This is a genomic window from Terrabacter aerolatus, assembly GCF_007991735.1.
GTDB classification, from domain to species: domain Bacteria; phylum Actinomycetota; class Actinomycetes; order Actinomycetales; family Dermatophilaceae; genus Terrabacter; species Terrabacter aerolatus.
The window spans coordinates 81,440-105,747 of record NZ_BJYX01000012.1 but is presented as its reverse complement, the minus strand read 5'-3'; the positions used below and the strand labels follow the sequence as shown (position 1 = coordinate 105,747).

The following is a 24,308-nucleotide window of genomic DNA, read 5'->3' as shown; positions in this document are numbered from 1 at the left end:
TCGTCGAGTGAATTCGTCGCGTGAATTCGTCGAGTGAATTCCTTGGGTGAGTACCGGGCCCCCCGGCGACGGCTCAGCCCGCGGCCGGCAGGTGGATCTTCAGGTGACGGTCCTCTCCCTCACGCAGGCGCACGAGGGTGGCACCGGACTCGGTGGAGGCGCAGAAGGTAGCAACGGGGACCGACCTCGAGGGGCCTCTGCGGGCCGGCGACTTCGGGAGGCCCTGGCGGCCGTGGATCGACAGGATCTTCCTCTGGCGCAACGCGGCCGCAGGTGCCATGCTCGATGGAGCACCCCGACCTACGTCCCTCCCGGACGCGCGTCCCACGGGTGTCGTGCGTGGAAGGAACACCACTGACGCGCTTGATGTGATGGAAAGTTCATCGAGCCCCTCGCGCAACCAGTCGGACAGGGTCTAGACTGGTGGAAGCGAAGGGTTGGGCACGCACGAACCGCGCCCAGCCCTTCTGCATGTGCTGGCTCGCGCTGTCCCCCTGTCGGTGCGAGCCAGCTCATGCAGAGAAGGACCCGGATGCCCACGGCATCCGGGTCCTTCTGTCTGTGCTCTGCGAGACTCGGGCTAGCTCGCGCTGTCGCCGTTCTCCTCGGCGAGCTTGGCCTTGGCCGAGCCGCGCGGGGAGGACTTCGTCGAGGCGCCGTTGATGGTGCCGCCCTCGACCGCGTCGGAGGTAATGGCGTCGGAGTCGGGGGCCGGGTCGACGGCCGTGACCTCTCCCGCCGCGGCGCTCGCGGTGTCACCGACGGCCTCGGCGGCCTCGCCCGAGCGGTCCTTGGCGTCGGCGATGGCGGCCTGGCCCTTGGCGGCGAGGTCACCCGCCTTGTCCTTGGCCGTGTCGGCGAGCTCGGAGCCCTTCTCCTTGGCCTTGCTCGCTGCGTCGGCGACGGCGTCCTTGGCGTGGCCGACCTGCTCGGCTGCCTTGTCCTTGAGCGTCGACGCGTCGGAGCCCAGCGTGCCGTTGCGCGAGTCGAGCGGCGTGGCCCACGGGTCGTCGGCCTGCTTCTGCTTGCGGAAGGCGGCGACCGCGGCGACCGCGGCGGCGGTCAGACCGACGGCGATGAGCCACTTGCCCTTGCCGCCGCGCTTCTTGGCCACGGCGTCGCCCTTGAGCACGGAGTAGGCGTCCTGGGCCCGGTGCCCACCGACGGCGGCGCTCTCCTTGGCCTGGGCGGCTGCCTGCTCGAGGTGCGGCTGGGCCGCCTCACGAGCCTGCTCGGCGCCGGCGGCGAGGGCCGCGGCGGCGGTCGCGATGGCCGCGCCCACCTTGGGCAGCACGTTGTCGACGAGCGTCGACTGCGCGTGCTCCACCTTCGGCTTGGCGCGGTCGGCGGCCTCGTGCAACGCGTCACCGGCGACGTCCTTGGCCGTGGCCGCAGCGTCGTAGAGCCGCTCGCGCGCGGTCTCGGCCGCGTCCTGGAGGACCGGGGTCGCGGCCTCCTTCGCGGCGTACGCGCGGTCCTTGGCGCTCGCGGCCGCGTCGCTCGCGGTGTCGGCGGCGCTGTCGCGCAGCGACCCGAGTCGGTCACCTGCTGCGGAGCCGAGGTCGGCCGCCGCGGAACGGGCCTGGTCTACGGCAGCCTCCGTGCGGGACTGCTTGGTTCGGAACATACGTCCTCCTAGGTCCTCTGGTCCTTACCCATCCTGCCAACTTCGGCCACGCGCCGCACGGACTCCGGTCGGGGTTCCCGACGTCGGGGCCGGTGTCGATCGCGTATGCCGGGTCGGGTCGTTCGTTCAGCTCGTGCCCTCGGGTGCCCCGTGCGTGTCACGAGGGTGCTCGGGGACGCGGGGTGCGGCGTCGGCGTCCTCGGGGGTGGGCCCGTCGTGGTGGGCGCCCGCGGCCGTCGGCGGGTGGTCGAGCCCGAGGACGGTGTCCTCGAGCGTCGTGTCGCTCAGGGCCTCCTGCACCGGGACGGGTACGTCACCGGCCGCCGCGTCGTAGCCGCTCTCGTGCACGGGCGTCGGCCGTTCGATGGGCGACGGCGCCTCGAGGGGGCTCGCGGTCACCGGCGTCGGCGCGTCGGGGTCGACGGGGAACGGCTGTCCTCCCGTGACGTCGGTGGCGCCGGCCGCGGCGGCAGCGCCGGTCGCGGTCGTCGGGCCCGAGGTGTGGCCCTCGGCGACCTTGTCGACGCCGCGGTCGACCTGCTCGCGCACCTTGGCGACCTTGTCGGAGTACTTGCCCTCGGTCTTCTCGTCGATCTTCGCGCTCGCGGTCTCGACGTAGCCGTCGATCTTGTCGCGGTTCTCGACGGCGAAGTCACCAGCCTTCTCGCGGGCCTGCTTCGCGGCCTGGGTGGCCGCCTCCTGCAGCTGCCTGGCCTTGGCGTCGAGGTCGAGCTCCTCGGCCTTCTTCTTCAGCTTGTCCATGAACGACATCGGCACTCCGTCCTGAACCGGCTCCGTGCCGGCTACTCATCGGGTCGCGTTCCCCACTGCTGTGGGGATGATCCTTCTCCTAGGCCAACGGTGGGTCCACCCCCAGCGTTCCGCTTCGGCGGGTGCATACCCGGCCGCGCGGCATACGTGCACGGTCGTGCGAGGATTGGGCCCATGAAGGCAACCCTGCACACGAACCACGGTGACATCGTCATCGACCTCTTCGAGCACCAGGCACCGAAGACGGTGGAGAACTTCGTCGGCCTCGCCAAGGGCGAGAAGGAGTACAAGGACGACGCCGGGCGCACCAACCCGACCCCGTTCTACGACGGCCTGATCTTCCACCGCATCATCCCGAACTTCATGATCCAGGGCGGCTGCCCGATCGGTCAGGGCTTCGGTGGGCCCGGCTACGCGTTCGACGACGAGATCAGCCCCGACAAGGACTTCACCAAGCCCTACATCCTCGCCATGGCCAACGCCGGCAAGCGCATGGGCAAGGGCACGAACGGCTCGCAGTTCTTCATCACGACGGCCCCGACCACGTGGCTGCAGGGCAAGCACACGATCTTCGGCGAGGTCGCCGACCAGGCCTCGCGCGACGTCGTCGACAAGATCGGCGCGGTCGCGACCGGCGCCAACGACAAGCCCCTCGAGGACGTCGTCATCAACTCGGTCACCGTCGAGAGCTGACGCGCCCGCGCACCGAGCTCCACCGCACCACCGCTTCACCGCTTCATCGCCCACGGACGTGACCGGCAGGGGGAACCCCGTTGTCTGACAACCCACCCAGCGGCCAGCCCGGCCAGCCCCCGCTCGAGCCGGGGGTCCCGCAGCCCGCTGCCGGTCCGTCCGTGTGCCCGCGCCACCCCGACCGGGAGGCCTACGTCCGCTGCCAGCGCTGCGGACGTCCGGCCTGCCCCGAGTGCCAGCGGCCCGCCGCGGTCGGCATCCAGTGCGTCGACTGCGTCCGCGAGGCCGCCCGCACCACGGCCGGCACGCGCACGGTCTTCGGGGGACGCGCGACCGACGGCATGCCGGTCGTCACGTACACGATCATCGCGATCTGTGCCGTCGTCTACCTCGCGCAGCGCGCCAGCTCGAGCGTCACGGAGAACTTCGCGTTCGCGCCCTACCTCGGGTGGACCGAGCCGTGGCGCTTCGTCACCGCGGCCTTCCTGCACTCGCCGACGACGTTCTTCCACATCCTGCTCAACATGTTCGCGCTCTGGTCGCTCGGCCAGTACCTCGAGCCCATGCTGGGTCGCGCCCGCTTCGCCGCCCTCTACCTCATCAGCGGCATCGGCGGCCAGGTCGCCGTGACGCTCCTCGCCGGCGCCCCGAGCATCGAGTCGCTGCGCGCCGGCGACGGTGGCGCCTGGTTCGGTGCGGTCGTCGGGGCCTCCGGTGCGATCTTCGGACTCTTCGGCGCCCTCCTCGTGCTCAACCGGCACCTCGGCCGCTCGTCGACGGCGATGTACGCGACGATCGCCATCAACGCCGCCTTCGGGTTCCTCTACCCGGGGATCTCGTGGCAGGCCCACCTCGGCGGCCTCGTCACCGGCGTCATCTGCGCCGGCGCGATCGTCGTCTTCCGGCGGCAGGGCGTGCGCCACCTCGTGTGGGCGGCGCTCGGCGCCGTGCTCGCGCTGCTCGTCGTCGTGACGGTGGCGAAGTACCTCACCGTGCCCCAGGACATCCGCGATCTGAGCATCTTCGGCTGAGGGCCGGTGCACCTCCTCTGCGTCACCGGGCCACCGGCCGTCGGCAAGATGACGGTCGGTCGGGCGGTCTGTGACCTCACGGGCTTCCGGCTCTTCCACAACCACATGTCGATCGAGCCGCTGCTCGGCGTCTACGACTTCGGCACCCCGTCGTTCCGCCGGATCAACACGATGATCCGGCGCGAGGTCATCGCCGAGTCCGTCGTCGCCGACCTGCCCGGACTCGTCTTCACCTTCGCGATCGACCTCGACCACCCTGGCGACCTCGCCCACCTGCGTGAGCTCGTCGCCCCGGTCGAGGCGGCCGACGTCCCGATCGACGTCGTCGAGCTCTACGCGCCGCAGGACGTGCGCCTGGCCCGGGAGGGCGGCGCCGACCGGATGGACCACAAGCGCAGCAAGCGTGACGTCGAGTGGGCCCGCTCGCACGTGCTCGACCTCGAGTCGCGCGCGAGGTTCAACACCGACCCCGTCCGCGACGGCGAGCAGCTGCTGCCGCCGCACCGGCACCTGCGGCTCGACAACGACCACGGGGACGCGCGTGCGACGGCGGAGCGGGTCGTCACCGAGCTCGGCCTCCCCCGGCGCTGACGGCCGGCCGAGAGCCGTGGATGCGGGGGTGGGTGGGGCTCGCCCCTGCTTCTCCACATCCAGGGCTCGGAGTTGTCCACCGGCTGTGGACAAGCCTGTGGACGTAGTTACACAGATGTCATTCATCCCCAGCTGGGGACAACGATGTGGATAACTTCGCCGGAGCGCGCTGGAGGTTGTGCACGGCCGTCATCCACAGCTGTGGACCGGGAAAGACGCGGCCGGCCGTCCACAGCTGTGGACGGCCGGCGCAGGGTGGGGTGTGTGCAAAAGGGCCGCTCCGTCGTGTCGACGGGAGCGGCCCTCCGGTGCAGGTGCGTGCGGGGTTCGGTACGGTCAGCGCCACCGCATCGTCATGATGAACCCGCCCATGAGCAGGACGAACCCGACGCCGAGGTTCCAGACCCCGATGGAGCCGATGGGGTACTTGTACTCGGACACGTAGTAGACGACGATCCACAGCAGCCCGAGGACGAGCAGCGTGATGAAGACGGGCGCCCACCAGGTGGGGTTGGGCTCGGCGGCCTTGCTCGTGCGGGGCGGGGTGTATGCCGCCGCCTTGTGGTCGCGGCCTTTGGACTCGGGCACTGCGTTCTCCTTGCTCTGAGTTGAGGCAAGGGTAACCAATGACCAGCGCGGCGTCCCTGCCTGCGCGGACGGCATACGCGGGGGTCGGGACCCGACGCCGCCCGGGGTCGCCGGCGGGCCCGCGTCCACGGCGGGCGGACGCGCCCCCTGTCTGCGCTCCGCCCGCCGCCGCCACCCCCCGGCGACCGCGCCGAGGATGACATCCCGCCCGCTCCCGTGTCGCCTTTCCCCGGGGTCGGTTGCATGAACCTGCAGTCGCTGCACCGGGCCGGCGGTGGGTCGGGGTCCACGGCGCACGGAGCGGTACGAGGCCGCGCGAGCCTGCACGAGGGTGGACAGGAGTTGACCCACGCCGGGAACCCGGCATGCTGGCAGCCGGGACAGGAGAACAGGGGACGAGACGTGAGGGTCAACCGGCAGGATGCCGCGCAGGGTTCGCAGGAGGAGACGCAGGACGGCTCCCCGCCGCGCGAGGGCGCGCACGGTGACGCCGACCTCGCCGCGTCGGCCGTCGAGCTGACCGCCCTCGTCAACACCTTGGCCGTCCGGTCCGTGGCCGGCGGGCACACGCCCGGCTTCCGTCGGCTCGGCACCGGCAACGAGGAGATCGGGCGCAACCTCGCCGAGGCCGTCGAGCCGACCACCCGCCGCTCGGTCTGGTCGATGCAGCCGATCATGCACTTCGACCCCGGCGACGAGCTGCGCTCGACGAACGCCCGCTCGCTCGCACGCGGGCTCGACATGCGCACCATCACCACCGAGCGCACCCTGCGCCTCAACCCGCTCTGCTCGTCCGAGGACCCGGAGCTGAGGATCGGCCCGGCCCTCTTCCAGTGCATCCTCGTCGACGAGGCCACGGCCGTCGTCGCCGGACCACTCAGCGCCCAGGGCTTCCCCACCGCCTGGCTCGCCACCCGCTCGGACGTCGTCGCCCACGTCACCGACCTGTGGCACGAGACGTGGGCCCGGTCGCGCCCTGCGGTTCCGCCCGGTGCGTCGCCGCTCTTCACACCCCGGCAGTGCCTCGTGGCGCGGCGCCTCGTCGTCGGCACCAAGGACGCGGCCATCGCACGAGAGCTCGGCGTCTCCCTGCGCACGGTCGCGGCCGAGATCTCGCACCTCGTCAGCACGCTCGGCGCGAGCAACCGTGCGGCGGCGACGCTCGCGCTCCGGGGTGGGACGTTCCAGGGCGAGATCGCAGCGCTCCAGCCGTACCTCCAGTCGGGCCCGACCCCGTGACGAGGCACAATGGAGGCGGCGCGGAGGGTCCGCGCGAGCGAGGTCACCCGTGATGCAGGACGCCCAACCGCCCGAGCCCACCGAGTCGACCGAGCCCACGGCCCCGACGGCCCCTGCTCCGGCCAAGTCGCGTCGCCGCCTCACCTGGGGCGTGCTCGTGCCGGTCGTCATGGGCGCTGCGGGGCTGATGTTCGCGATGAGCTTCCAGGCCGCCCAGGGCCGTGACCTGCGCGCCGACCGCGACCTGCCCCAGCTCATCATGGAGGGCGATGCCCGCGTCGCCGAGCGGGCGAGCACCCTCGACGAGCTCCAGAAGGAGGTCGAGTCGCTGAGCCGCACCAACGCACCGACCGACGACCGCCTCTCGAGCCTGACCCGGACGGCCGACCAGCTCGCCCCGACGGCCGCCACGACGAAGGTGCGCGGCGCCGCCCTCGAGGTCACCCTCGACGACGCGAAGCGCTCCGCCGACTCCCTCCCAGACGGCTTCACGGCCGACGACATCGTCGTGCACCAGCAGGACGTGCAGGCCGTCGTCAACGCCATGTGGGCCTCGGGCGCCGAGGCGATGATGATCCAGGACCAGCGGGTCATCTCCACCAGCGCCGTCCGCTGCGTCGGCAACACCCTGATCCTGCAGGGCCGCGTCTACTCCCCGCCGTACCGGATCACCGCCATCGGCGACATCGACCGGATGGAGCGCGGACTCGACGCCGACCCGTCCGTCACGATCTACAAGCAGTACGTCGACGCCGTCGGCCTCGGCTACGGCCTGCACACCCTCAGCTCGATCGAGTTCCCCGCCTACTCGGGCACGGTCGACTTCCAGTACGCCTCGCCGATCCGCTGAGCGCCGCCCACCCCTCGACGGCCCCTCCCGAAGGACTCGCATGACCCGCATCCTCGTCATCGACAACTACGACAGCTTCGTCTACACGATCGTCGGCTACCTCGAGCAGCTCGGCGCCGAGTGCACCGTCGTGCGCAACGACGCCGTCGAGGCCACCGAGGTGGCCCGCTACGACGGGGTCCTCGTCTCTCCGGGTCCGGGCACGCCCGAGGGCGCCGGGGTCTCGATGGACGTCATCCGCGAGTGCGCCCGCCTCCGCACGCCGATGTTCGGCGTCTGCCTCGGGCACCAGGCCCTCGGCGTCGTCATGGGCGCCACCGTGGGGCGCGCGCCCGAGCTGCTCCACGGCAAGACCTCCCTCGTGCACCACGACGGGACCGGCGTCCTCGAGGGACTGCCCAGCCCGTTCACCGCGACCCGCTACCACTCGCTGACGATCGACCCGGCGACCCTCCCCGACGAGCTCGTCGCCACCGGCCACACCGACTCGGGCCTCGTCATGGCGGTGCGTCACCGCGACCTGCCGCTGCACGGCGTGCAGTTCCACCCCGAGAGCGTGCTCACCGAGGGTGGCCACCGGATGCTCGCCAACTTCCTCGCCCTGTGCGGCGACGCCCGCGCCGTCGAGCGGTCCGTCGGCCTCAGCCCCCTCGTCACCGCGGCCGTCTGACAGCCCCGGCGGCACGGCATACGACCTCGGACACGACAGGGCCCCTCCCGCTCGGGAGGGGCCCTGTCGTATGCCGCGTGCGACCTAGGGGGTCGGGGGTGGGGTGGTGCCGGTGTCGGTCGTCGCCGGTGGGGTCGTGGGCGGCGGGGTGACGGTGACCGTCGACGGGGTCGGCGTGGGGGTGCGGGCGACCTTGACCGTGATCTGGGTGCCGACCTTGACGACGTCGCCCGCGCGGTCGACCGAGAGCACCTCGTCGGGGGTCTTGGCGGAGTCGACCGTCTCCTTGCGCGGGTCGAGGCCGGCGTTCTGCAGGGCCACGGCCGCCAGTGCCCAGTCCTGCCCGACGAGGTTGTCGGGCACCTTGACGTTGCCGGTGGCGTAGAAGATCTTGATCTTCGACCCCTTGGCGACGATCGCCTGGGCCGCCGGCTCGGTCTTGGTGACCTTGTCCTTGTCCTGGGTCGAGACGTTCTCCTGCTGGAAGCCGGACACGACGAAGCCCTGCTTCTCCAGCTCCGCCCGTGCCGCGTCCTTGTCGAAGCCCGTGACGTCGGGGACGGCGAGGTTGTCGGGGCCGGTCGAGACGACGTACTTGACGACCGACTGCTCGGCGATCCGCGCGCCGGACGTCGGGTCCTGGCTGATGACCTGCCCCTGGGCGACGGTCGTGCTCGCCGCCGTCGACTTCTCACCCCGCAGGTTGCTCGTGGCGAGGGCGCGGGCCGCGGCGTCCTCCTGCAGGCCCGTGAGCGTGGGGACGGACACCATGGTCACGGCGGGGGTCTGGTTGCCGAACCACGTCACCGCCCCCCAACCGACGAGGGCCAGCAGGGCGATGACGAGCGCGGTGATGAGGAAGGCCTTGCCCTTGCCGCCCTTCTTCCCGTCGCCGTCACCCTCGTCACGACCCACGGCGGGCAGCCCGGCGGTGTTCTCGTAGCGGTCGCCGCGAGCGAGCACCGGGGCCTGCACGGCCGTCGGGGTGCCGGCGACGGCATACGCCTGCGGGAGGGTCTGGGTGGCCGCGGCGCCGACCGCGGCAGCCGTCCCGAGCGCGGCCGCGCTGATCTCGCGCCCGAGGCGGACGTTCTCGAGGTCGGCCCGGAAGGCCGTGGCGTTCTGGTAGCGCGCCTCACGGTCCTTGGCGAGGGCGTGCAGCGTCACGGCGTCGAGGTCGCCGCCGACGGCGTCGTTGAAGACGCTCGGCGGCTGCGGCAGCTCGCCGACGTGCTGGTAGGCGATGGCCACGGGTGAGTCACCGGTGAACGGCGGCCGGCCCGCGAGCAGCTCGAAGAGCAGGCAGCCGGTCGAGTAGAGGTCGGAGCGTTCGTCGACCGTCTGGCCCTGCGCCTGCTCCGGGGAGAGGTACTGGGCCGTGCCGACGACCGACTGGGTCTGGGTCATCGTGGCGGCGGTGTCGGCGATGGCACGAGCGATGCCGAAGTCCATGACCTTGACGTGCCCGCTGCTCGTGATCATGACGTTCGCCGGCTTGATGTCACGGTGGACGATGCCCATCCGGTGGCTGTAGGCGAGGGCGTCGAGGATGCCCTCCGTGACCCGGATCGCCTCGGCCGGGTCGAACTGCTCGTGCTCGGTCAGCTGCTGGCGCAGCGTCTCGCCGTCGACGTACTCCATGATGATGTAGGGCAGGGTCGTCCGCGTGCCGTTGGGGCCCTCGACGGCGCTGTCGTCCTCACCCGAGTCGAAGATGGCGACGATCGCCGGGTGGTTCAGGCCGGCCGCCGACTGGGCCTCACGCCGGAAGCGCATGAGGAAGTTCGCGTCGCGCGCGAGGTCCGAGCGCAGCATCTTGATGGCGACCTGCCGCCCGAGACGGGTGTCGTGACCGAGGTGCACGTCGGCCATCCCGCCACGTCCGATCAGCTCGCCGACCTCGTAGCGTCCGCCGAGGACACGGGGTGCGGTGCTCACGTCGTTCGCCTCTGCTCGTTCGGGTGCTGGGTCATCCTGGTCCGCTCGTCGGGCGCCTGCTTCGCGCTGCTCGGGCTGGTCGGGCTGGTCGAGCCGGTCGGTCATCTCACTTCGCCTTGCCCTTCCCGTGGCCCTTGCCGGGGTGGGCGGGCTGGGCGGCCGTCGTGCCGGCCCGGACCGTCGTGGCCGCCGGCCGCGTCGTGGCCGAGGTGGCCGGCGTCGTGGTGGCCGGGCTGGGTCGGGTCGTCGTCGCGGTGCTGCTGGGGGCGGAGGTGGCCGGTGAGCTCGCGCCCGAGGGCTGCGTGGCGGGTCCGGCGTCGGGCCCGTTCACCGCACCACCGAGGGCGAACGCGCCCCACGCGACGAGGCCGACCAGGGCGAGGGCGGGGACCGCCAGCCACGCGAGCCGCCGCTGACCGGTCCGATGTGTCGAGTGGATCGTGTGGGTCGAGCGAGCCGGTGCCGTCGGGCGTGACCCACCTGGTGGGAAGGCGCCGGCCGCGGCGAGCATCCGGGTGCCGGTTCGGCGCGCAGGCTGGTCGGAGCGGCCGGTCGTGGCCGGGCTGAGCTCGCCCGGGCCGGTCACCTGCGGCAGCAGCGCGGTCGTCTGCATCGGGGTGACCCCCGGCAGCGCGCCGAGCGGCATACCGGCGGCCTCGGCGACGGTGCGGGCGTCGACCGGGCGGTCGGACGCCGACTTGGCGAGGCAGGCGTCGACGACCTCGCGCAGGTCGAGCGGCACCGTGCCGGGCAGCTCCGGCGGCGCGTCGTTGACCTGGGCGATGGCCGTCGCGACCGGCGTGCCCATGTCGAACGGCTTGCGGCCGGTGAGCATCTCGTGCGCCACGACGCCGAGCGAGTAGAGGTCGCTCGAGGCGGTCGCGGGCTCGCCGAGCGCCTGCTCGGGGCTGATGTAGTCGGGCGTGCCGAGCACCTCACCGGTGAGGGTGTGCCCCGACCCGTCGCCGAGCCGGGCGATGCCGAAGTCGGTGAGCTTGGCCTGCCCCTCGGGCGTCACGATGATGTTGGCCGGCTTGACGTCCCGGTGCACGACGCCGGCCTCGTGGGCCGCCGAGAGGGCGAGGGCCGCCTGGCCGAGCACCGAGCGCACGTCGTCGGTCGGCATGCCGCCGTCGCTGTCGCGGATGATGTCTCCGAGGGTGCGGCCGGGGACGAGCTCCATGACGAGGTATGCCGTGCCGTCCTCCTCGCCGTAGTCGAAGACGGTCGCGATGTTGGGGTGGTGCAACGACGCGCTGCCGCGCGCCTCGTCACGGAACCGCTCGAGGAAGAACTCGTCGTCGGGGCCCTGCGGACGCATGACCTTGACGGCCACCGGGCGCTGGAGCACGTCGTCGGTGGCCTCCCAGACGTCGCCCATCCCGCCCGAGGCGATGGCGGCTCCGAGGGTGTAGCGGCCCCCGAGCGTGTCGCCGGTCCCGAGACTCGCCTGCCGCGTCATCGGCCCAGCACCGCCTGCATGACCGCGCGGGCGATGGGGGCGGCGACGCGGCCGCCGCCGATCTCGCTGCCGGTCACCCCACCGTCCTCGACGACGACGGCCACGGCCACCTTGGGGTCGACGGCCGGCGCGAACGAGATGAACCACGCGTGCGGAGGCTTGCCGGGGTCGTGCTGCGCGGTGCCGGTCTTGCCCGCGACGTCGACGCCGGCGATCCGGGCCCGCGCACCGCTGCCGTTGTCGACGACCGAGACCATCATCTTGGTGAGGATGCTCGCGGTCTGCTCCGAGACCGCCTGCGACAGCTCGACGGGGTCGGGGGCCGACTGGATGATGTCGAGGTTGGCGCTGCGCACCGACTGGATGAGGTAGGGCGTCATGACGCTGCCCTTGTTGCCGATGCCGGCCGCGACCATCGCCATCTGCAGCGGCGTCGTGCGCACGTCGTACTGGCCGATCGCGGCCTGGGCGGCCTGGGGGGCGTTGAGGTCGGCCGGGACCGAGCTCGTGGAGACGCGCATCGGGATCTGGAGCGAGTCACCGAAGCCGAACTTGGCCGCCTGGGCCCGCAGCTTCTCGCCGCCGAGGTCGAGACCGAGCGAACCGAAGGTCGTGTTGCACGAGATCTCGAGCGCGTGGATGAGCGTCGTCTCGTTGTTGGGGCCGCAGGCCCGGCCGTCCTCGTTGGGCAGGTTGGTCGTCGTGAGCGGCAGGTCGAGCTGGGCAGGACCGGGCACCTTGGAGTTCTCGTCGCTGACGACGCCGTCCTCGAGCGCGGCCGCAGCCGTGATCACCTTGAACGTCGACCCGGGCGGGTAGATGCCGCTGATCGCACGGTTGAGGTAGGGCTTGTCCGCGTCGGTCGAGAGGGTCTTCCAGGCCTTGGCGGCCTTGGTGAGGTCGTGGCTGGCGAGCGGGTTGGGGTCGTAGGACGGGTGGCTCACCATCGCGAGGATCGCGCCGGTCTTGGGGTCGAGGGCGACGACGGCGCCCTTGCTCGCGCCGAGGGCCTGGTCGGCAGCCGCCTGGACCTTGGGGTCGATCGTCAGCTCGACGGTGGCGCCGGCCGTCTTGCGGCCGGTGATGAGGTCGGTGACCCGCCGCACGAACAGCTGGTCGGCGTCGCCCGAGAGCAGGTCGTCGGCGGCGTGCTCCAGACCGTAGGGCGCACCGACGGAGTAGGAGTAGAAGCCGGTCAGGTGGGCGTACAGCTTGTTCTGGGGGTAGGTCCGCAGGAAGCGGTACTGGTCCTGGACGGGGACCGACTTGGCGACGGCCTGGCCCCCGACGATGATCGAGCCGCGCTCGCGCGCGTAGCTGTCGAGCAGGGAGCGCTTGTTGCTCGCCATGGCCCCCAACGTCTTGGCCTGCGCGAACTGCACGATCGTCGAGGCGACGAGCAGCGTCGTGAAGAGCGCGGCGATGAGGATCGACAGGCGGCGGATCGGGGTGTTCACGACAGCCTCACCACCTGGGTGACCTCGGCGGGCGACGGGTCGTCGGCGGCCACCCCGACGGGGATCTCGGGCATCGGCCGTCGGGCCTGGTCGGAGATGCGCAGCAGCAGCGCCATGATGACCCAGTTCGCGAGGAGGGACGAGCCACCGAGCGACATGAAGGGCGTCGTGAGACCGGTCAGCGGGATGACCCGGGTGACGCCGCCGATGACGATGAAGAGCTGGAAGGCGACCGAGAAGGCCAGGCCGATCGCGAGGAGCTTGCCGAACCCGTCCCGCGCCCCGAGGGCGGTGCGGACACCGCGCTCGCAGAAGACGAGGTAGAGGACGAGGATGGCGACCGAGCCGAAGAGCCCGAGCTCCTCGCCGAGGCTCGGGAAGATGAAGTCGCTCTCGGCGAACGGAGTCAGGTAGGGGCGTCCGGCGCCGAGCCCGGTCCCGGTGAGGCCACCGGAGGCCATGCCCCACAGCCCGTTGGCGAGCTGGTTGGACCGGTCGAGGCTCTGCTGCGAGAAGGGGTCGAGCCACAGGTCGACGCGCTCGTGGAAGTGCGCGAAGGCCGTCAGGGCGAAGACCACCGCGGCCGCGAAGAGCAGCAGGCCGATGATGATCCACGAGACGCGCTCGGTGGCGACGTAGAGCATCGCGACGAAGAGCCCGAAGTAGAGCAGCGAGGTGCCGAGGTCGTTCTGGAAGACGAGGACGACCACGCAGAGGGCCCAGGCGACGACGATCGGACCGAGGTCCCGGCCGCGCGGGAAGGTGAAGCCGAGGATCTTCTTCCCGGCGAGGGAGAGCACGTCGCGGGTCTGCACGAGGTAGCCGGCGAAGAAGATGGCGAGGGCGATCTTGGCGAACTCGCCCGGCTGGAAGTTGAGGGGACCGATGCTGATCCAGATCTGCGAGCCGTTGATGGAGCGGCCGAGGCCAGGCACGAGCGGGAGCAGGAGCAGGACGAACGCGGCCGCCATGCTGACGAAGGTGTAGCGGCGCAGCAGGCGGTGGTCGCGCAGGGCGATGAGCACCGTCACGGCAAGGACGACCGCGAGGGTCGTCCAGATGAGCTGGCGGTAGGCGTCGCCGTCGCTGCCGAGCTTGCCGCGCGCGAGGTCGAGCCGGTGGATCATGACGAGGCCGAGCCCGTTGAGCACCGTGGTGATGGGCAGCAGCACCGGGTCGGCGTAGGCCGCCTTCCAGCGGAGCACGAGGTGCACGGCGAGCACGAGCACGGTGAAGCCGCCCGCGACCGGGACGATGTTGGTCGGCACCGTGCCGTTGCGGTTGAGGTCGGTGGTGACCCAGGCGAGCAGCACGATGGCGATCGCGAAGAGCAGCAGGAGCAGCTCGGACCCGCGGCGGGTGCGGGGGGTCAGGGGCTCGACGGTCGTCGTCACGCGGCCACCCCCGTCACGAGCTTCTCGGGGCCGGCGGCGCTCGCGCGGGGCGTCGACGTGCCAGGCGACGGCGTCGGCGAGCTGGGCGCGGGCGAGGTGGGCGACGTCGAGCCCGTGGTCGGCGGCGTCGTGGGCACGGGAGTCGGCGCCGGGCTCGTGCCGCACGGCGTGCCGGTGGCGGCGAGGTGCTGGCAGCGCATCGCCTCGCCGCGCAGGGCTGCGATCTTGACCTCGGCGTCGGCGAGGTCGCGGGCGGGGATCGAGTTGTCCACCGAGGCCTGGACGTCGGTCGGCAGGTCGGAGACGAGGACGTCGGACATCGTCTCGACGTGGGAGAGCCGGATCGGGCCGAGGTCCTGCGAGACACCGCGGAACAGGGCGACGTGCCCGCTGTCGGCCGCGACGAAGAACTGCTTCTGCGACCACGCCCAGGCGGCGTAGCCACCGCCGCCGAGGATGGCCGCGACGACGACGACGCCGATGGTGCGCAGCACGATCTTCGAGCGGCGCGAGCGCTTGCCGTCCTCGGCGAGCTCGAGGGGGTCGTCCTCGGGCTCGGCGCGGCCGGTGGCCTCGCGCGAGAGGGCCGCGGCCTTCTCGGCGGGGCTCGTCGGGATGGCACGGGTGCGGCCGCGCATCCGCTTGCCGGCGGCCCCCACGACCTGCGGCACCGTGGTCGGCAGGTCGTCCCCGTCGGCGTCGACGACCTCGGCGACGATGACGGTGACGTTGTCGCGGGTGCTGGCCTTGAGGGCGATCTCGATGCAGCGGTCGGCGGCCTCGTCCGGGGTGCGTGCCTCGCGGACGATCTCCTCGATGACGTCGGCGCCGACGAAGTCGGACAGGCCGTCGGAGCACAGCAGGAAGCGGTCGCCGATCTTGGCCTCGCGCAACGAGGTGTCGGGCTCGTCGTCGGGCTGTCCGGTCATGACGCGCGTGACGACGGAGCGCTGCGGGTGGTGTCCGGCGTCCTCCTTGGAGATGCGGCCCTCGTCGATGAGCTGCTGGACGAAGGAGTGGTCCTTCGTGATCTGCGAGAAGGTGTCGCCGCGGAGCATGAAGGCGCGTGAGTCACCGATGTGCGCCATCGCGAGCTTGTTGCCGGTGCGGAGCATGACGATGGTCGTGCTGCCCATGCCGGCGAGCTCGGCGTTCTCGTGCATCGCCTTGGTGAGCTTGGCGTTGGCGGCGTGCAGCGCCTCCTCGAGCAGCGGGATCGCCTGGTCGGCGGTCACGTCCTCCTCGTCGAGGGGTGCGAGCTCGCCTACGATCATCGAGCTCGCGACGTCGCCCGCGGCGTGCCCGCCCATGCCGTCGGCGAGGACGAGCAGGTTGGGACCGGCATACCCCGAGTCCTCGTTGCGGGACTTCGGGCCCAGGCCGAGGTCGGAGCGCGCGGCGTAGCGCAGGGCGATCGCCATCGGGTCAGCCTCGCAGCTCGAGGACGGTCTTGCCGATCCTCAGGGTGGTGCCGACCTCGACGGGCCGCGACCCGGTCAGGCGGTCGCGACCGATGAAGGTGCCGTTGGTGGAGCCGAGGTCCTCGACGGCCCAGCCGTCGCGCCCCGACGGGTCGGGGTAGATGCGGCAGTGGCGGCCCGAGGCGTAGTCGTCGTCGAGCACGAGCGCGCACTCCGGGTTGCGACCGACGAGGATGCCGCCGCTGCGGAGCGGCAGCGACGTGCCGGCGAGGGGGCCCTCGGTCACGACGAGGGTCGTCGGGACGCCCTTGCCGCGGGCCTTGCGCCCGGGGCGCGACGCGACGGCGGCACCGGCCGCCCCGGCCGCGGCGCCTGCCCCGGCGGCGGCGGGCACCGGCGTGCGGGCCGGACCGCGCTGCCGGTCCTGCTTCTGGGCCTCCTTGGCGGCCTTGCGCTTGCCTCGGCGGGTCACGGCGGTGCCGTAGATGTCGGTGCGCAGCACGCCGACGACGCTGAAGATGAAGACCCACAGCAGCGCCAGCAGACCCAGCCGCAGCAGGGTCAGGGTGAGCTCACTCATGCGCCACCCGTCGTCGCCGGGACGATGGCGCTCATGGCGCTCATGGCGCTCATGGCGCTCATGGCGCTCACGGCGTGGAGGGTGCTCACGCGGCTCACCGGCGACCCGCGCGGAACGTCGCGGACGTGCGGCCGATCGTCAGGCGGTCGCCGTCCTGGAGCCGCTGGCTCGAGACGCGGTCGCCGTTGACGAAGGTGCCGTTGGTGGAGTTGAGGTCGCGGATCGAGGTCACGAGGTGCGGACCGTCGGTCGTGACCCGGATCTCGCTGTGCCGGCGGGAGACCCCGGGGTCGTCGATGACGATGTCGGCGGTCTCGTCGCGGCCGAGGGTCGTGATGCTGCCGAGGAGCGGGTAGCGGTCGCCGCCGATGTCGAGCCACGGGCGGGCCGAGGGGTTCGAGCGCGGTGCGGGTCGCTGGACCGGGGCCTCGTCGATGACGGTGCCGGCGCTGGTCTGGGGCCGCGGCGCGGCGGGGGCCGGCTCGCGGGCGGCTGCCTTGGCGGTGGCGGGGCGCACCCGGAAGACGCCCGTCTCGAGCCCCTCGCCCTCGACGAGCTGCACCTCGAGCGGACCACCGGGCTGGTAGCCCTGCGAGTCGGCGTGCTCCTGTGCCGCGGCGACGAGGTCGTCGGACAGGTCCTCCTCGTAGTCGCCGAGCCGGTCGTAGTCGGTCTGGCTGAGCTCGATCGTGTAGAGGTTGGGGACCATCGCCCGGCCGTGGCCGAGCAGCGCGGCACGGTCGTCCATGGCGCGGCGGATCGCCGAGGCGATCTCGACGGGCTGCACCTCCGACTTGAACGCCTTGGCGAAGGCGCCGTGGACAGCCTTGGCGAGACCGTGCTCGACACGGTTGATGATTCCCACGCCGTCGCCTCCTCCGTGTTGAGCGCTCGTGCTGGGCGCTTCATCGTAACCGGGTCACCCCCTACAGCCTCCAACCGACAGTCGGTGGCGGCCCGTGGAAATGCCCCGTTCGCCCCGGTCCGCGGGTCGTCGGCGGGTTTGATGTGTGGCGCAGTCGTGGGACGATCACACGGATCCCGCCGCGGGATCCGGCACAGCGTCGCGCCCGCGATCCCGCAGCGTCAGGCCAGCAAGGAGCGCTCGATGAGCAACAACGAGACCGGTAGCACCGAGAGCCAGGGCATCCCCGGCTGGTCGGCGAACCACAGCATCCCGGGCGGTTTCGCTCTTCCCATCCCCACGGCCGGCGCCGGCGCGACCGAGCCCGAGCAGCCCCCGGCCGACCCGTGGAGCTCGACGTGGGACGACACGTCGTGGCAGCCGACCGACCCGGGCGTCTCCGACGAGACGGCTGCCCACGGCCTCTCCGAGCTGAGCGGCAGCACCGCGAGCAACGGCCACGACGTCAACGGCGCCTCCGACACCTCCTCCCACACCTCGTCCGACACCTCCTCCCACACCTCTGGCTCGGCGAACACGTGGACCGACTGGCAGCCCTCCGACCCGGGGACGACGACCGACTGGTCGGCGACCACCGACGACGCGACCGAGACGTCCTACACCGGCTGGACCCCCGCCGGCAGCACCGACGAGCACCGCTCCGACGCCGCGAGCTCCCTGACGACCGACCACACCGCGGCCCGGCAGGCGTATGCCGCCCGCCCCGCCGTCGACCCCGACGTCGCCGCCGCGGCGGCCGAGGGTGGCTACGAGCCCGAGCCCACGGCATACGACCTCACCCCCGCGCCGCGCACCGGCAACTCCGACCGCCCGAGCGCCGAGGACCTCATCACGGCCCGCTCCAAGGGTGAGCGCCAGAAGGTCAAGGCCAACTCGGGCCTGCGCAAGGCCTTCGGCCTGGGCCCGAGTGTCCGGGAGATGCAGGAGCGCGACCGCATCGACCGCATCGCCCGCCCGCTCGGCGGCCGCAAGACGATCATGGTCATCAACACCAAGGGTGGCGGCGGCAAGACGCTCGTCACCCTCATGCTCGCCAGCTACCTCGGCCGCTACCGGTCCGGCTCGGTCCTCGCGTGGGACAACAACGAGACCGAGGGCACGCTCGGGATGCGTGCCCCGTCGCAGAGCCACCACCGCACCGTCGTCGACCTGCTCGGTGCCCTGCCGACGATCGCCGGCGACCCCAACGCGGGCACCTCCGAGCTCGAGCACTGGGTGCGCGAGCAGCGGGGCCTGTCCTTCGACGTGCTGGCCTCGGCCGACGACGACGAGGCGATGCGCATCATCGGCGAGCAGGAGTTCGAGGACCTCCACACGCAGCTGTCCCGCTTCTACCGGATGATCGTCGTCGACACCGGCAACAACCGCCTGTCGCCGAACTGGCTCGCCGCCGCCGCCCGCGCCGACATGCTCGTCTTCGCGACCTCGCTCAAGGACGACACGTCGGTCGTGGCCGCCAAGAACCTCGACGCGCTCGTGGCGATGGGCCGCGGCGACCTCGTGCGCAACGCCGTCTGCGTCATCTCGCACACGTCCGCCAAGGGCAACGACGTCGGCGCCGGCGTGCACACGCGCGAGCACTTCGAGCAGTGGGTGCGTGCGGTCGTCGACATCCCCTACGACCCGATGCTCGCGCCGGGCCTGCACCTGGACCCGCTGAAGATCGGCCGCAAGACCCACGAGTCGTGCATGGAGATGGCTGCCGTCGTCGTCGACGGTCTCTGAACCGCGGGTCGCGGGACCGGTCGGCCCGGACGGGTACGCCGCCGCCATGGCACTCATCGCCCTGACCGGCGCCTCGGGCCGCATCGCCACGGCCGTGCGTCCGCGCCTGCGCGCGGCCGGCCACCGGCTCGTCCTGTGTGACGCCCCCGGCGTCGTCGTGCACGACGTCGACCCGGCGACCGAGTCGACCGTCGAGGCCGACGTGCGTGACGTCGACGTGCAGGCGGAGGCCTTCGCCGGCGCGGACCTCGTCGTGCACCTCGGCGCCTTCTCCGACGAGCGGTCGTGGGCCGAGATCCTCGCCGTCAACATCGACGGCACCCGTGCGGTGTGCGAGGCGGCCCGGGTCGCCGGCGTGCGCCGGATGCTGCTCGCGAGCTCGGTGCACGCGGCCGGATACGTGCCCGTCGACTCCACGCTCGCCCGGCAGGGCATGCCGCTGCCGGCGCCCGACACGTACTACGGGGTGAGCAAGGCGGCGCTCGAGGCCATCGGGGGCTTGTATGCCGGCCGCTTCGCCATGACGGTCGTCAGCGCCCGCATCATGACCTTCGACGACCGGCCGGGCGGCCCGCGCTCGCTCCAGTCGTGGCTCTCCCCCGGCGACATGACACGGCTCGTCCTGGCCGCCCTGACGACCGGGGCGCAGGGCCACCACGTCGTGTGGGGGGTCTCGAGCAACACGCGCCGGGTCGTCGACCTGACGCCCGGGCTGGCGATCGGCTTCGACCCGCAGGACGACGCCGAGGTCGACGCGGAGGTCGTCGAGCGTCGTGACCCCAGCCGCCCGCCAGGGGTGCTCGGCGGCGGCTTCGCGGACGCGGCATACGTCCTCGGTGAGCCGCACGGGGGCGCTGGCGACAGGCCGTGAGTGCCCGGCCGGTCAGTCGGCCGTCGGGTCGTCGGCGGCGAAGCGGTGGTAGACCTCGGTCGCGGACCGCAGGTAGCGGTGGATGGCGTCGCGCTCGCCGTCGCTGAACTCATGGGTCAGGGCGTCGAGCCGGTCGAGGAGGCTGCGCAGCTGCCCCCGCACCTCGGTCGCGGCGGACTCGGTGGGCACGAGGCGCACGCGACGCCGGTCGGCGGTGTCGCGCTCGCGCAGGAGGTGCCCCGCGGCCTCGAGCCGGTCGACGACGTCGGTCATGGCGGCGGGGGTGATGCCGAGGCGGGTGCTCAGCTCGCGGGGGCCGAGGTGGCCGTCCGAGGCGGCGACGTGGCTCATGGCGGACAGGTCGGTCGGGTGCATCCGCATCCGGCGGGCCAGGGCGCCGGACGCCTCGGCCGTGGCGGCTCCGAGCGCGCGCAGGGCCCAGGTCTCGGGCTCGTGGGCCCGCGGCGGGGTGCTCTCCGGAGGTGGGATTGCCATGGGCTGATGATACTGCTTCCATATGTTTAGGAGATCTAAACATCTTGGAGGAACCATGGGTCAAGCAACGGCTCAGGAGGGCGCCCCCGCCGGCGGTGGTGACCGGCGTCGGTGGCTCGGCCTCGTCGCGATCAGCGTCGCGGTGGCCCTCATCATCGTCGACTCGACGATCGTCAACGTCGCCGTGCCCTACATCGTCGACGACCTCGGCCTCACCTCGTCCCAGGTGCAGTGGGTGCAGGAGTCCTACACCCTCGTCTTCGCCGCCACCCTGCTCATCTGGGGCACCGTCGCCGACCGCATCGGACGACGCCGGATGCTGCTCATCGGCGTCGTCGTCTTCGTCGCGGCGTCGGTGCTCGCAGCCGTCGTCGGCTCGGGCGAGGCGCTCATCGGCGCCCGGATCGTCCAGGGCTTCGGCGGCGCCATGATCCTGCCGACGACGCTCTCGCTCATCAACGCCGGCTTCACCGGGCGCGAGCGCGGGATCGCCTTCGCCGTCTGGGGCTCGACGATCGGCGGCATGGTCGCGGTCGGCCCGCTCCTCGGCGGCTGGCTCACGACGTCGTTCTCGTGGCGCTGGGCCTTCGGGATCAACCTGCCGATCGGGCTGCTCATCGTCGTCGGCGTCCTGCTCTTCGTCGACGAGTCGCGCTCGCCCCGGGCCGGTCGCATCGACCTCGTCGGCGCGCTGCTGTCGGCCGTCACCTTCGCCACCCTCGCCTTCGGCCTCATCGAGGGCCGCACCTACGGCTGGTGGACGGTGACGAAGCCCTTCCAGCTCGGCCCGTGGACGTGGTCGAGCGGCCTGTCGCCCGTCGCCGTGGCCTTCGCCGTGACGCTGCTGGCCGGGACCGTCTTCGTCGTGCGCACGCTGCGTCGCACCGCGGCGGGGCGGCCGACGCTCTTCCGCTTCGACCTCTTCGGCATCCGGTCGTTCCGCAACGGCAACATCGCCGCGATGATCGTCAGTCTCGGCGAGTTCGGCATCGTGCTGTCCCTTCCGCTCTGGCTGCAGAACGTGCTCGGCTACACGGCCTTCCAGACCGGCCTCGTGCTGCTGGCGCTCGCCATCGGCTCGTTCGCGGCCAGCGGGCTCGTCACCGTGCTCAGCGCCCGCCTCACCGCCGCCGCCATCGTCCGGACCGGCATCGTCGCCGAGATCGTCGGTGTCGCCGGCCTCGGCCTCGTCATCGGTCCGTCGACCTCATGGGCGGCGGTCGCCCCGTGCCTCTTCGTCTACGGCTTCGGCGTCGGGCTCGCGACCGCCCAGCTGACCGGCGTCGTCCTCGTCGACGTGCCCGTCGAGCGCAGCGGCGAGGGCTCGGGCCTGCAGTCGACGGCCCGGCAGGTCGGCTCGGCCCTCGGCATCGCGATCCTCGGCACCGTGCTCTTCACGACCGCCGGGGCCCGGCTCGACTCCGGGCTCACCGACCTTGGGGTCCCCGCCTCGGCGCGCACGGCCGTGGTCAACGCGGTGGTCGAGAGCGCGGGCGGCGCCATCCCCGGCCTCGCCAAGGACCCCCGGACGGCCGCCGCCGCGCCCGTCGCCGAGCAGGCCTTCTCCGACGCGACGCGGTATGCCGCGTTCACCGCCGCCGGCTTCCTCGTGCTCGGCCTGCTTGCCACCCTGTCGCTCGGCGATCCGCGCGGGGGCCGTCACCGCGAGGGGTATGCCGCGAGCCGCGGGCCGTCGGACGGCCGCCCCGAACCGGTGGCCGAGGACGTCCCCGAGACGGACGCACCCGCGGTCCCGTAGCGCGCCACCCGGCATACGCCAGGGGTGGCGGCGTCCGACGACGTGCCCGGTTTGGCGATACCGGGCCTGATACAGCACACTGTCTCCTTGTCACGCGCGAGTGGCGGAACGGCAGACGCGCTGGCTTCAGGTGCCAGTGTCCGAAAGGGCGTGGGGGTTCAAATCCCCCCTCGCGCACGCGATGACGAAGGGCCCCGGTTCACGCGACCGGGGCCCTTTCGCGTACGGCTGACGCGCCCCGACCGCGTCGGCGAAAAGCGTCCGAATCGGCTGTTCGAGCCGGTCCGGGGAGGGGTATGTAGGCGGGAGCCGTTCGCCCGGGGGACGGTTCAGCAGAGACCAGAAGCGTGAATTCTCAAACCTTCACGTCCTCCCGTACCATGACCGCTGACGAAGGCCCCTAGAGATGTCAACTGACGCGCACCTTCAGTCCGAAAGCCGCAGGTGCCCCTGACATGAACCGTCTGCAAGAAGGGTTCATGCTCGGTGAGCGCTACCAGCTGGACCGGCGCATCGCCTCCGGCGGGATGGCCGACGTCTGGGCCGGCACCGACTCGGTGCTGCAGCGCGAGGTGGCCGTCAAGGTCATGCGTCCCGACGCCGACCACGAGCGGCTCTTCGCGCTCCGGTTCCGCGACGAGGCCGTGCATTCGGCCGGCCTCATGCACAACAACATCGCGACGGTCTTCGACTACGGCGAGGACGACGGACTCGCCTTCCTCGTCATGGAGCTCGTGGCCGGCGAGCCGCTCTCGGCGGTGCTCAACCAGCGCGGGACGCTCCCGCCGAGCGAGGTCCGCTCGATCATGGGCCAGGCGGCGCTCGCGCTCGGCGTGGCCCACGAGGCCCGGGTCGTGCACCGCGACGTCAAGCCGGCCAACATCATGGTCCGCGACGACGGCCTGGTGAAGCTCACCGACTTCGGCATCGCCCGCGCCCTCGACGCCTCGGGGCACACCCAGCACGGCGAGATGCTCGGCACGCCCAACTACATCAGCCCGGAGCAGGCCCTCGGCCACGCGGCCACGGGCGCGAGCGACCTCTACGCCCTCGGCGTCGTGGCGCACGAGATGCTCGTCGGGCGCCGCCCCTTCGACCGCGGCACCCCCATCGCGACGGCGCTCAGCCACGTCAACGAGCCGCCCCCGCCGCTGCCCGACGACATCCCCGAGGACCTGCGCGACCTCATCGCCGAGTGCCTCGAGAAGGACCCCGAGAAGCGGCCGGTCAACGCGGCCGCCGTCGCGGTCCGCCTCGGTCTCGGCGACCAGGAGCTGCGCGGCCTGGCCCTCGGGCTCGCGACCGCGATCAACGGCTCGCCAGCCGAGATGCTCGACGAGGTCGAGGAGCTGCACGGCGAGGTCCGCGAGGGCTCGATCACCGGCTCGCGGCCCGCGGTCGTCGACCCCGACGAGCTCGGTGCGACGCAGGCGATGCCGTCCGGGGTCCCGGACTGACCGCTCCGGGGTTCGACAGCGTCTCTGGCGCCCCGCGCGATCCGACCTAGGCTGGACACATGGCGACCCTGCCGCTCTTCCCCCTCGGCACCGTGCTCATGCCCGGTGGTCGACTGCCGCTGCAGATCTTCGAGCCGCGCTACGTCCAGCTGCTCAAGGACCTCATCGACGGCCAGGACGAGCGCTCGCCGGTCTTCGGGGTCGTCGCCATCCGTGAGGGTTTCGAGGTCGGCGACGACGGCGTGCGCGCCCTGCACCCCGTCGGCTGCGGCGCCCTCGTGACGCAGGCCGCCGCCCTCGAGGGTGAGCGCTTCCTCGTCATCTCCGAGGGGACCGACCGCTTCCGGCTCGACGACATCGACGAGTCGGCCGGCACGCCCTACACGACGGCCCGCATCACCTGGCTGACCGAGCCCGACGGGGACGCCGCGACCGTCGTCGAGCTGGCCGCGCGCCTGCGCGCCGAGCTCACCTCGTTCGCCGACGCCACCGGGGGCGAGGCCGAGATCCCCGACGACGACCGACTGCTGGCGTATGCCGTGCCGGAGACCGTGAGCCTCGACGTGGCCGACCGCCAGCGCCTCCTCTCGAGCAGCGACACCGAGTCGCGCCTGCGGCTGGGGCTCGGGCTCGTCCGGCGCGAGCGTGAGTTCGCGGACGCGCTCGGCGCCGTCGGGAGCGCCCAGCTGCCGCCCTTCAGCCCCAACTGACGCGCCGCTCGGCCGACCCGGCGACACGCCCTGTCCTCCCCTGCGTGCCGCCGG

Annotated in this window: 23 protein-coding genes and 1 tRNA gene; 12 read left to right on the top strand and 12 right to left on the bottom strand. The window is 72.1% G+C overall.

The genetic code is table 11. The features are described 5' to 3' along the window. Positions 1-73: 73 nt before the first annotated feature. The 3 genes from TAE01_RS12440 to TAE01_RS12430 form a co-directional block, all read right to left on the bottom strand. Positions 74-280 (bottom strand): hypothetical protein, encoded by a 207-nt coding sequence (locus TAE01_RS12440; RefSeq protein ID WP_147066883.1) that lies wholly within the window; start codon positions 278-280, stop codon positions 74-76. A gap of 300 nt (positions 281-580) precedes the next feature. After that, positions 581-1,627, bottom strand: coding sequence for a hypothetical protein (locus TAE01_RS12435; RefSeq protein WP_147066881.1), 1,047 nt, complete (start codon positions 1,625-1,627; stop codon positions 581-583). A 126-nt stretch (positions 1,628-1,753) separates the two neighbouring features. After that, complete coding sequence (locus TAE01_RS12430; protein WP_222594121.1) at positions 1,754-2,389, bottom strand: antitoxin; 636 nt, start codon at positions 2,387-2,389, stop codon at positions 1,754-1,756. A 183-nt stretch (positions 2,390-2,572) separates the two neighbouring features. On the opposite strand from TAE01_RS12430, the gene TAE01_RS12425 reads away from it, so the two are divergent. From TAE01_RS12425 to TAE01_RS20535, 3 genes are all read left to right on the top strand, one after another. Continuing rightward, a complete protein-coding gene (locus TAE01_RS12425; protein WP_147066877.1) occupies positions 2,573-3,091 on the top strand; it encodes a peptidylprolyl isomerase in 519 nt (172 codons plus the stop codon). Positions 3,092-3,171: 80 nt separating this feature from the next. Next, positions 3,172-4,122, top strand: a complete 951-nt coding sequence (locus TAE01_RS12420) for a rhomboid family intramembrane serine protease (protein WP_186815181.1) — start codon at positions 3,172-3,174, stop codon at positions 4,120-4,122. Positions 4,123-4,128: 6 nt separating this feature from the next. Then, positions 4,129-4,713 carry a DEAD/DEAH box helicase family protein gene (locus TAE01_RS20535; RefSeq protein ID WP_186815180.1) on the top strand — a complete coding sequence of 195 codons (585 nt, stop codon included), beginning with the start codon at positions 4,129-4,131 and terminating at the stop codon, positions 4,711-4,713. Between the two features lie 336 nt (positions 4,714-5,049). Here TAE01_RS20535 and TAE01_RS12410 read toward each other — a convergent pair whose 3' ends face one another. Continuing rightward, positions 5,050-5,301, bottom strand: coding sequence for a cell division protein CrgA (locus TAE01_RS12410; protein WP_147066875.1), 252 nt, complete (start codon positions 5,299-5,301; stop codon positions 5,050-5,052). Positions 5,302-5,703: 402 nt separating this feature from the next. On the opposite strand from TAE01_RS12410, the gene TAE01_RS12405 reads away from it, so the two are divergent. Genes TAE01_RS12405 through TAE01_RS12395 form a run of 3 tightly spaced genes read left to right on the top strand, consistent with a single transcriptional unit; the run spans position 5,704 to position 8,060 of the window. Continuing rightward, positions 5,704-6,540, top strand: coding sequence for a helix-turn-helix transcriptional regulator (locus TAE01_RS12405; RefSeq protein WP_147066872.1), 837 nt, complete (start codon positions 5,704-5,706; stop codon positions 6,538-6,540). Positions 6,541-6,592: 52 nt separating this feature from the next. After that, positions 6,593-7,390, top strand: a complete 798-nt coding sequence (locus tag TAE01_RS12400) for a DUF881 domain-containing protein (protein ID WP_147066870.1) — start codon at positions 6,593-6,595, stop codon at positions 7,388-7,390. A gap of 40 nt (positions 7,391-7,430) precedes the next feature. Further along, positions 7,431-8,060: an aminodeoxychorismate/anthranilate synthase component II gene (locus TAE01_RS12395; RefSeq protein ID WP_147066868.1), complete on the top strand. Its 630-nt coding sequence runs from the start codon at positions 7,431-7,433 to the stop codon at positions 8,058-8,060. Between the two features lie 84 nt (positions 8,061-8,144). Here TAE01_RS12395 and pknB read toward each other — a convergent pair whose 3' ends face one another. The 7 genes from pknB to TAE01_RS12360 form a co-directional block, all read right to left on the bottom strand. Continuing rightward, positions 8,145-9,998: a Stk1 family PASTA domain-containing Ser/Thr kinase gene (gene pknB, locus TAE01_RS12390; RefSeq protein ID WP_147066866.1), complete on the bottom strand. Its 1,854-nt coding sequence runs from the start codon at positions 9,996-9,998 to the stop codon at positions 8,145-8,147. A 106-nt stretch (positions 9,999-10,104) separates the two neighbouring features. Further along, entirely contained in the window at positions 10,105-11,460 is a 1,356-nt protein-coding gene (locus tag TAE01_RS12385) for a serine/threonine-protein kinase (protein WP_147066864.1), read from the bottom strand. Beyond that, positions 11,457-12,917, bottom strand: a complete 1,461-nt coding sequence (locus TAE01_RS12380; protein ID WP_147066862.1) for a peptidoglycan D,D-transpeptidase FtsI family protein — start codon at positions 12,915-12,917, stop codon at positions 11,457-11,459. The genes TAE01_RS12385 and TAE01_RS12380 overlap by 4 nt, the downstream gene beginning before the upstream one ends. Continuing rightward, positions 12,914-14,311, bottom strand: coding sequence for an FtsW/RodA/SpoVE family cell cycle protein (locus TAE01_RS12375; protein WP_147066947.1), 1,398 nt, complete (start codon positions 14,309-14,311; stop codon positions 12,914-12,916). Before TAE01_RS12375 ends, TAE01_RS12380 begins: the two co-directional genes overlap by 4 nt. Beyond that, entirely contained in the window at positions 14,308-15,732 is a 1,425-nt protein-coding gene (locus TAE01_RS12370) for a PP2C family protein-serine/threonine phosphatase (protein ID WP_147066860.1), read from the bottom strand. Before TAE01_RS12370 ends, TAE01_RS12375 begins: the two co-directional genes overlap by 4 nt. 4 nt (positions 15,733-15,736) lie before the next feature. After that, the gene (locus TAE01_RS12365; RefSeq protein WP_147066858.1) at positions 15,737-16,312 is read right to left on the bottom strand and encodes an FHA domain-containing protein FhaB/FipA; all 576 of its coding nucleotides are present in this window, start codon (positions 16,310-16,312) and stop codon (positions 15,737-15,739) included. Between the two features lie 94 nt (positions 16,313-16,406). Continuing rightward, positions 16,407-17,177: an FHA domain-containing protein gene (locus tag TAE01_RS12360; RefSeq protein ID WP_147066856.1), complete on the bottom strand. Its 771-nt coding sequence runs from the start codon at positions 17,175-17,177 to the stop codon at positions 16,407-16,409. A gap of 243 nt (positions 17,178-17,420) precedes the next feature. Between TAE01_RS12360 and TAE01_RS12355 the strand changes: the two genes are divergently transcribed. Then, the gene (locus tag TAE01_RS12355; protein WP_147066854.1) at positions 17,421-18,962 is read left to right on the top strand and encodes a P-loop NTPase family protein; all 1,542 of its coding nucleotides are present in this window, start codon (positions 17,421-17,423) and stop codon (positions 18,960-18,962) included. A 46-nt stretch (positions 18,963-19,008) separates the two neighbouring features. Further along, positions 19,009-19,833 carry an NAD-dependent epimerase/dehydratase family protein gene (locus TAE01_RS12350; protein ID WP_147066852.1) on the top strand — a complete coding sequence of 275 codons (825 nt, stop codon included), beginning with the start codon at positions 19,009-19,011 and terminating at the stop codon, positions 19,831-19,833. Positions 19,834-19,845: 12 nt separating this feature from the next. Here TAE01_RS12350 and TAE01_RS12345 read toward each other — a convergent pair whose 3' ends face one another. Next, the gene (locus TAE01_RS12345) at positions 19,846-20,328 is read right to left on the bottom strand and encodes a MarR family winged helix-turn-helix transcriptional regulator (protein ID WP_186815179.1); all 483 of its coding nucleotides are present in this window, start codon (positions 20,326-20,328) and stop codon (positions 19,846-19,848) included. A 55-nt stretch (positions 20,329-20,383) separates the two neighbouring features. On the opposite strand from TAE01_RS12345, the gene TAE01_RS12340 reads away from it, so the two are divergent. The 4 genes from TAE01_RS12340 (at position 20,384) to TAE01_RS12325 (ending at position 24,254) form a co-directional block, all read left to right on the top strand. Beyond that, positions 20,384-22,087, top strand: a complete 1,704-nt coding sequence (locus TAE01_RS12340; protein ID WP_147066847.1) for a DHA2 family efflux MFS transporter permease subunit — start codon at positions 20,384-20,386, stop codon at positions 22,085-22,087. Positions 22,088-22,181: 94 nt separating this feature from the next. Then, positions 22,182-22,264, top strand: a tRNA-Leu gene (locus tag TAE01_RS12335). A 278-nt stretch (positions 22,265-22,542) separates the two neighbouring features. After that, positions 22,543-23,544 (top strand): serine/threonine-protein kinase, encoded by a 1,002-nt coding sequence (locus TAE01_RS12330; protein ID WP_147066845.1) that lies wholly within the window; start codon positions 22,543-22,545, stop codon positions 23,542-23,544. Between the two features lie 59 nt (positions 23,545-23,603). Continuing rightward, entirely contained in the window at positions 23,604-24,254 is a 651-nt protein-coding gene (locus TAE01_RS12325; RefSeq protein WP_147066843.1) for an LON peptidase substrate-binding domain-containing protein, read from the top strand. The last annotated feature ends 54 nt before the right edge of the window (positions 24,255-24,308 follow it).

Bases quoted from the DNA above. Each gene is read 5' to 3' on its own strand.
- TAE01_RS12400 (WP_147066870.1), top strand. From the start codon at position 6,593: ATGCAGGACGCCCAACCGCCCGAGCCCACCGAGTCGACCGAGCCCACG.
- TAE01_RS12370 (WP_147066860.1), bottom strand. From the start codon at position 15,732: ATGGCGATCGCCCTGCGCTACGCCGCGCGCTCCGACCTCGGCCTGGGC.
- TAE01_RS12365 (WP_147066858.1), bottom strand. From the start codon at position 16,312: ATGAGTGAGCTCACCCTGACCCTGCTGCGGCTGGGTCTGCTGGCGCTG.
- TAE01_RS12330 (WP_147066845.1), top strand. From the start codon at position 22,543: ATGAACCGTCTGCAAGAAGGGTTCATGCTCGGTGAGCGCTACCAGCTG.
- TAE01_RS12350 (WP_147066852.1), top strand. From the start codon at position 19,009: ATGGCACTCATCGCCCTGACCGGCGCCTCGGGCCGCATCGCCACGGCC.
- TAE01_RS12385 (WP_147066864.1), bottom strand. From the start codon at position 11,460: ATGACGCGGCAGGCGAGTCTCGGGACCGGCGACACGCTCGGGGGCCGC.
- TAE01_RS12395 (WP_147066868.1), top strand. From the start codon at position 7,431: ATGACCCGCATCCTCGTCATCGACAACTACGACAGCTTCGTCTACACG.
- TAE01_RS12345 (WP_186815179.1), bottom strand. From the start codon at position 20,328: ATGGCAATCCCACCTCCGGAGAGCACCCCGCCGCGGGCCCACGAGCCC.
- TAE01_RS12435 (WP_147066881.1), bottom strand. From the start codon at position 1,627: ATGTTCCGAACCAAGCAGTCCCGCACGGAGGCTGCCGTAGACCAGGCC.
- TAE01_RS12430 (WP_222594121.1), bottom strand. From the start codon at position 2,389: ATGGACAAGCTGAAGAAGAAGGCCGAGGAGCTCGACCTCGACGCCAAG.
- TAE01_RS12425 (WP_147066877.1), top strand. From the start codon at position 2,573: ATGAAGGCAACCCTGCACACGAACCACGGTGACATCGTCATCGACCTC.
- TAE01_RS12325 (WP_147066843.1), top strand. From the start codon at position 23,604: ATGGCGACCCTGCCGCTCTTCCCCCTCGGCACCGTGCTCATGCCCGGT.
- TAE01_RS12355 (WP_147066854.1), top strand. From the start codon at position 17,421: ATGAGCAACAACGAGACCGGTAGCACCGAGAGCCAGGGCATCCCCGGC.
- TAE01_RS12340 (WP_147066847.1), top strand. From the start codon at position 20,384: ATGGGTCAAGCAACGGCTCAGGAGGGCGCCCCCGCCGGCGGTGGTGAC.
- TAE01_RS12440 (WP_147066883.1), bottom strand. From the start codon at position 280: ATGGCACCTGCGGCCGCGTTGCGCCAGAGGAAGATCCTGTCGATCCAC.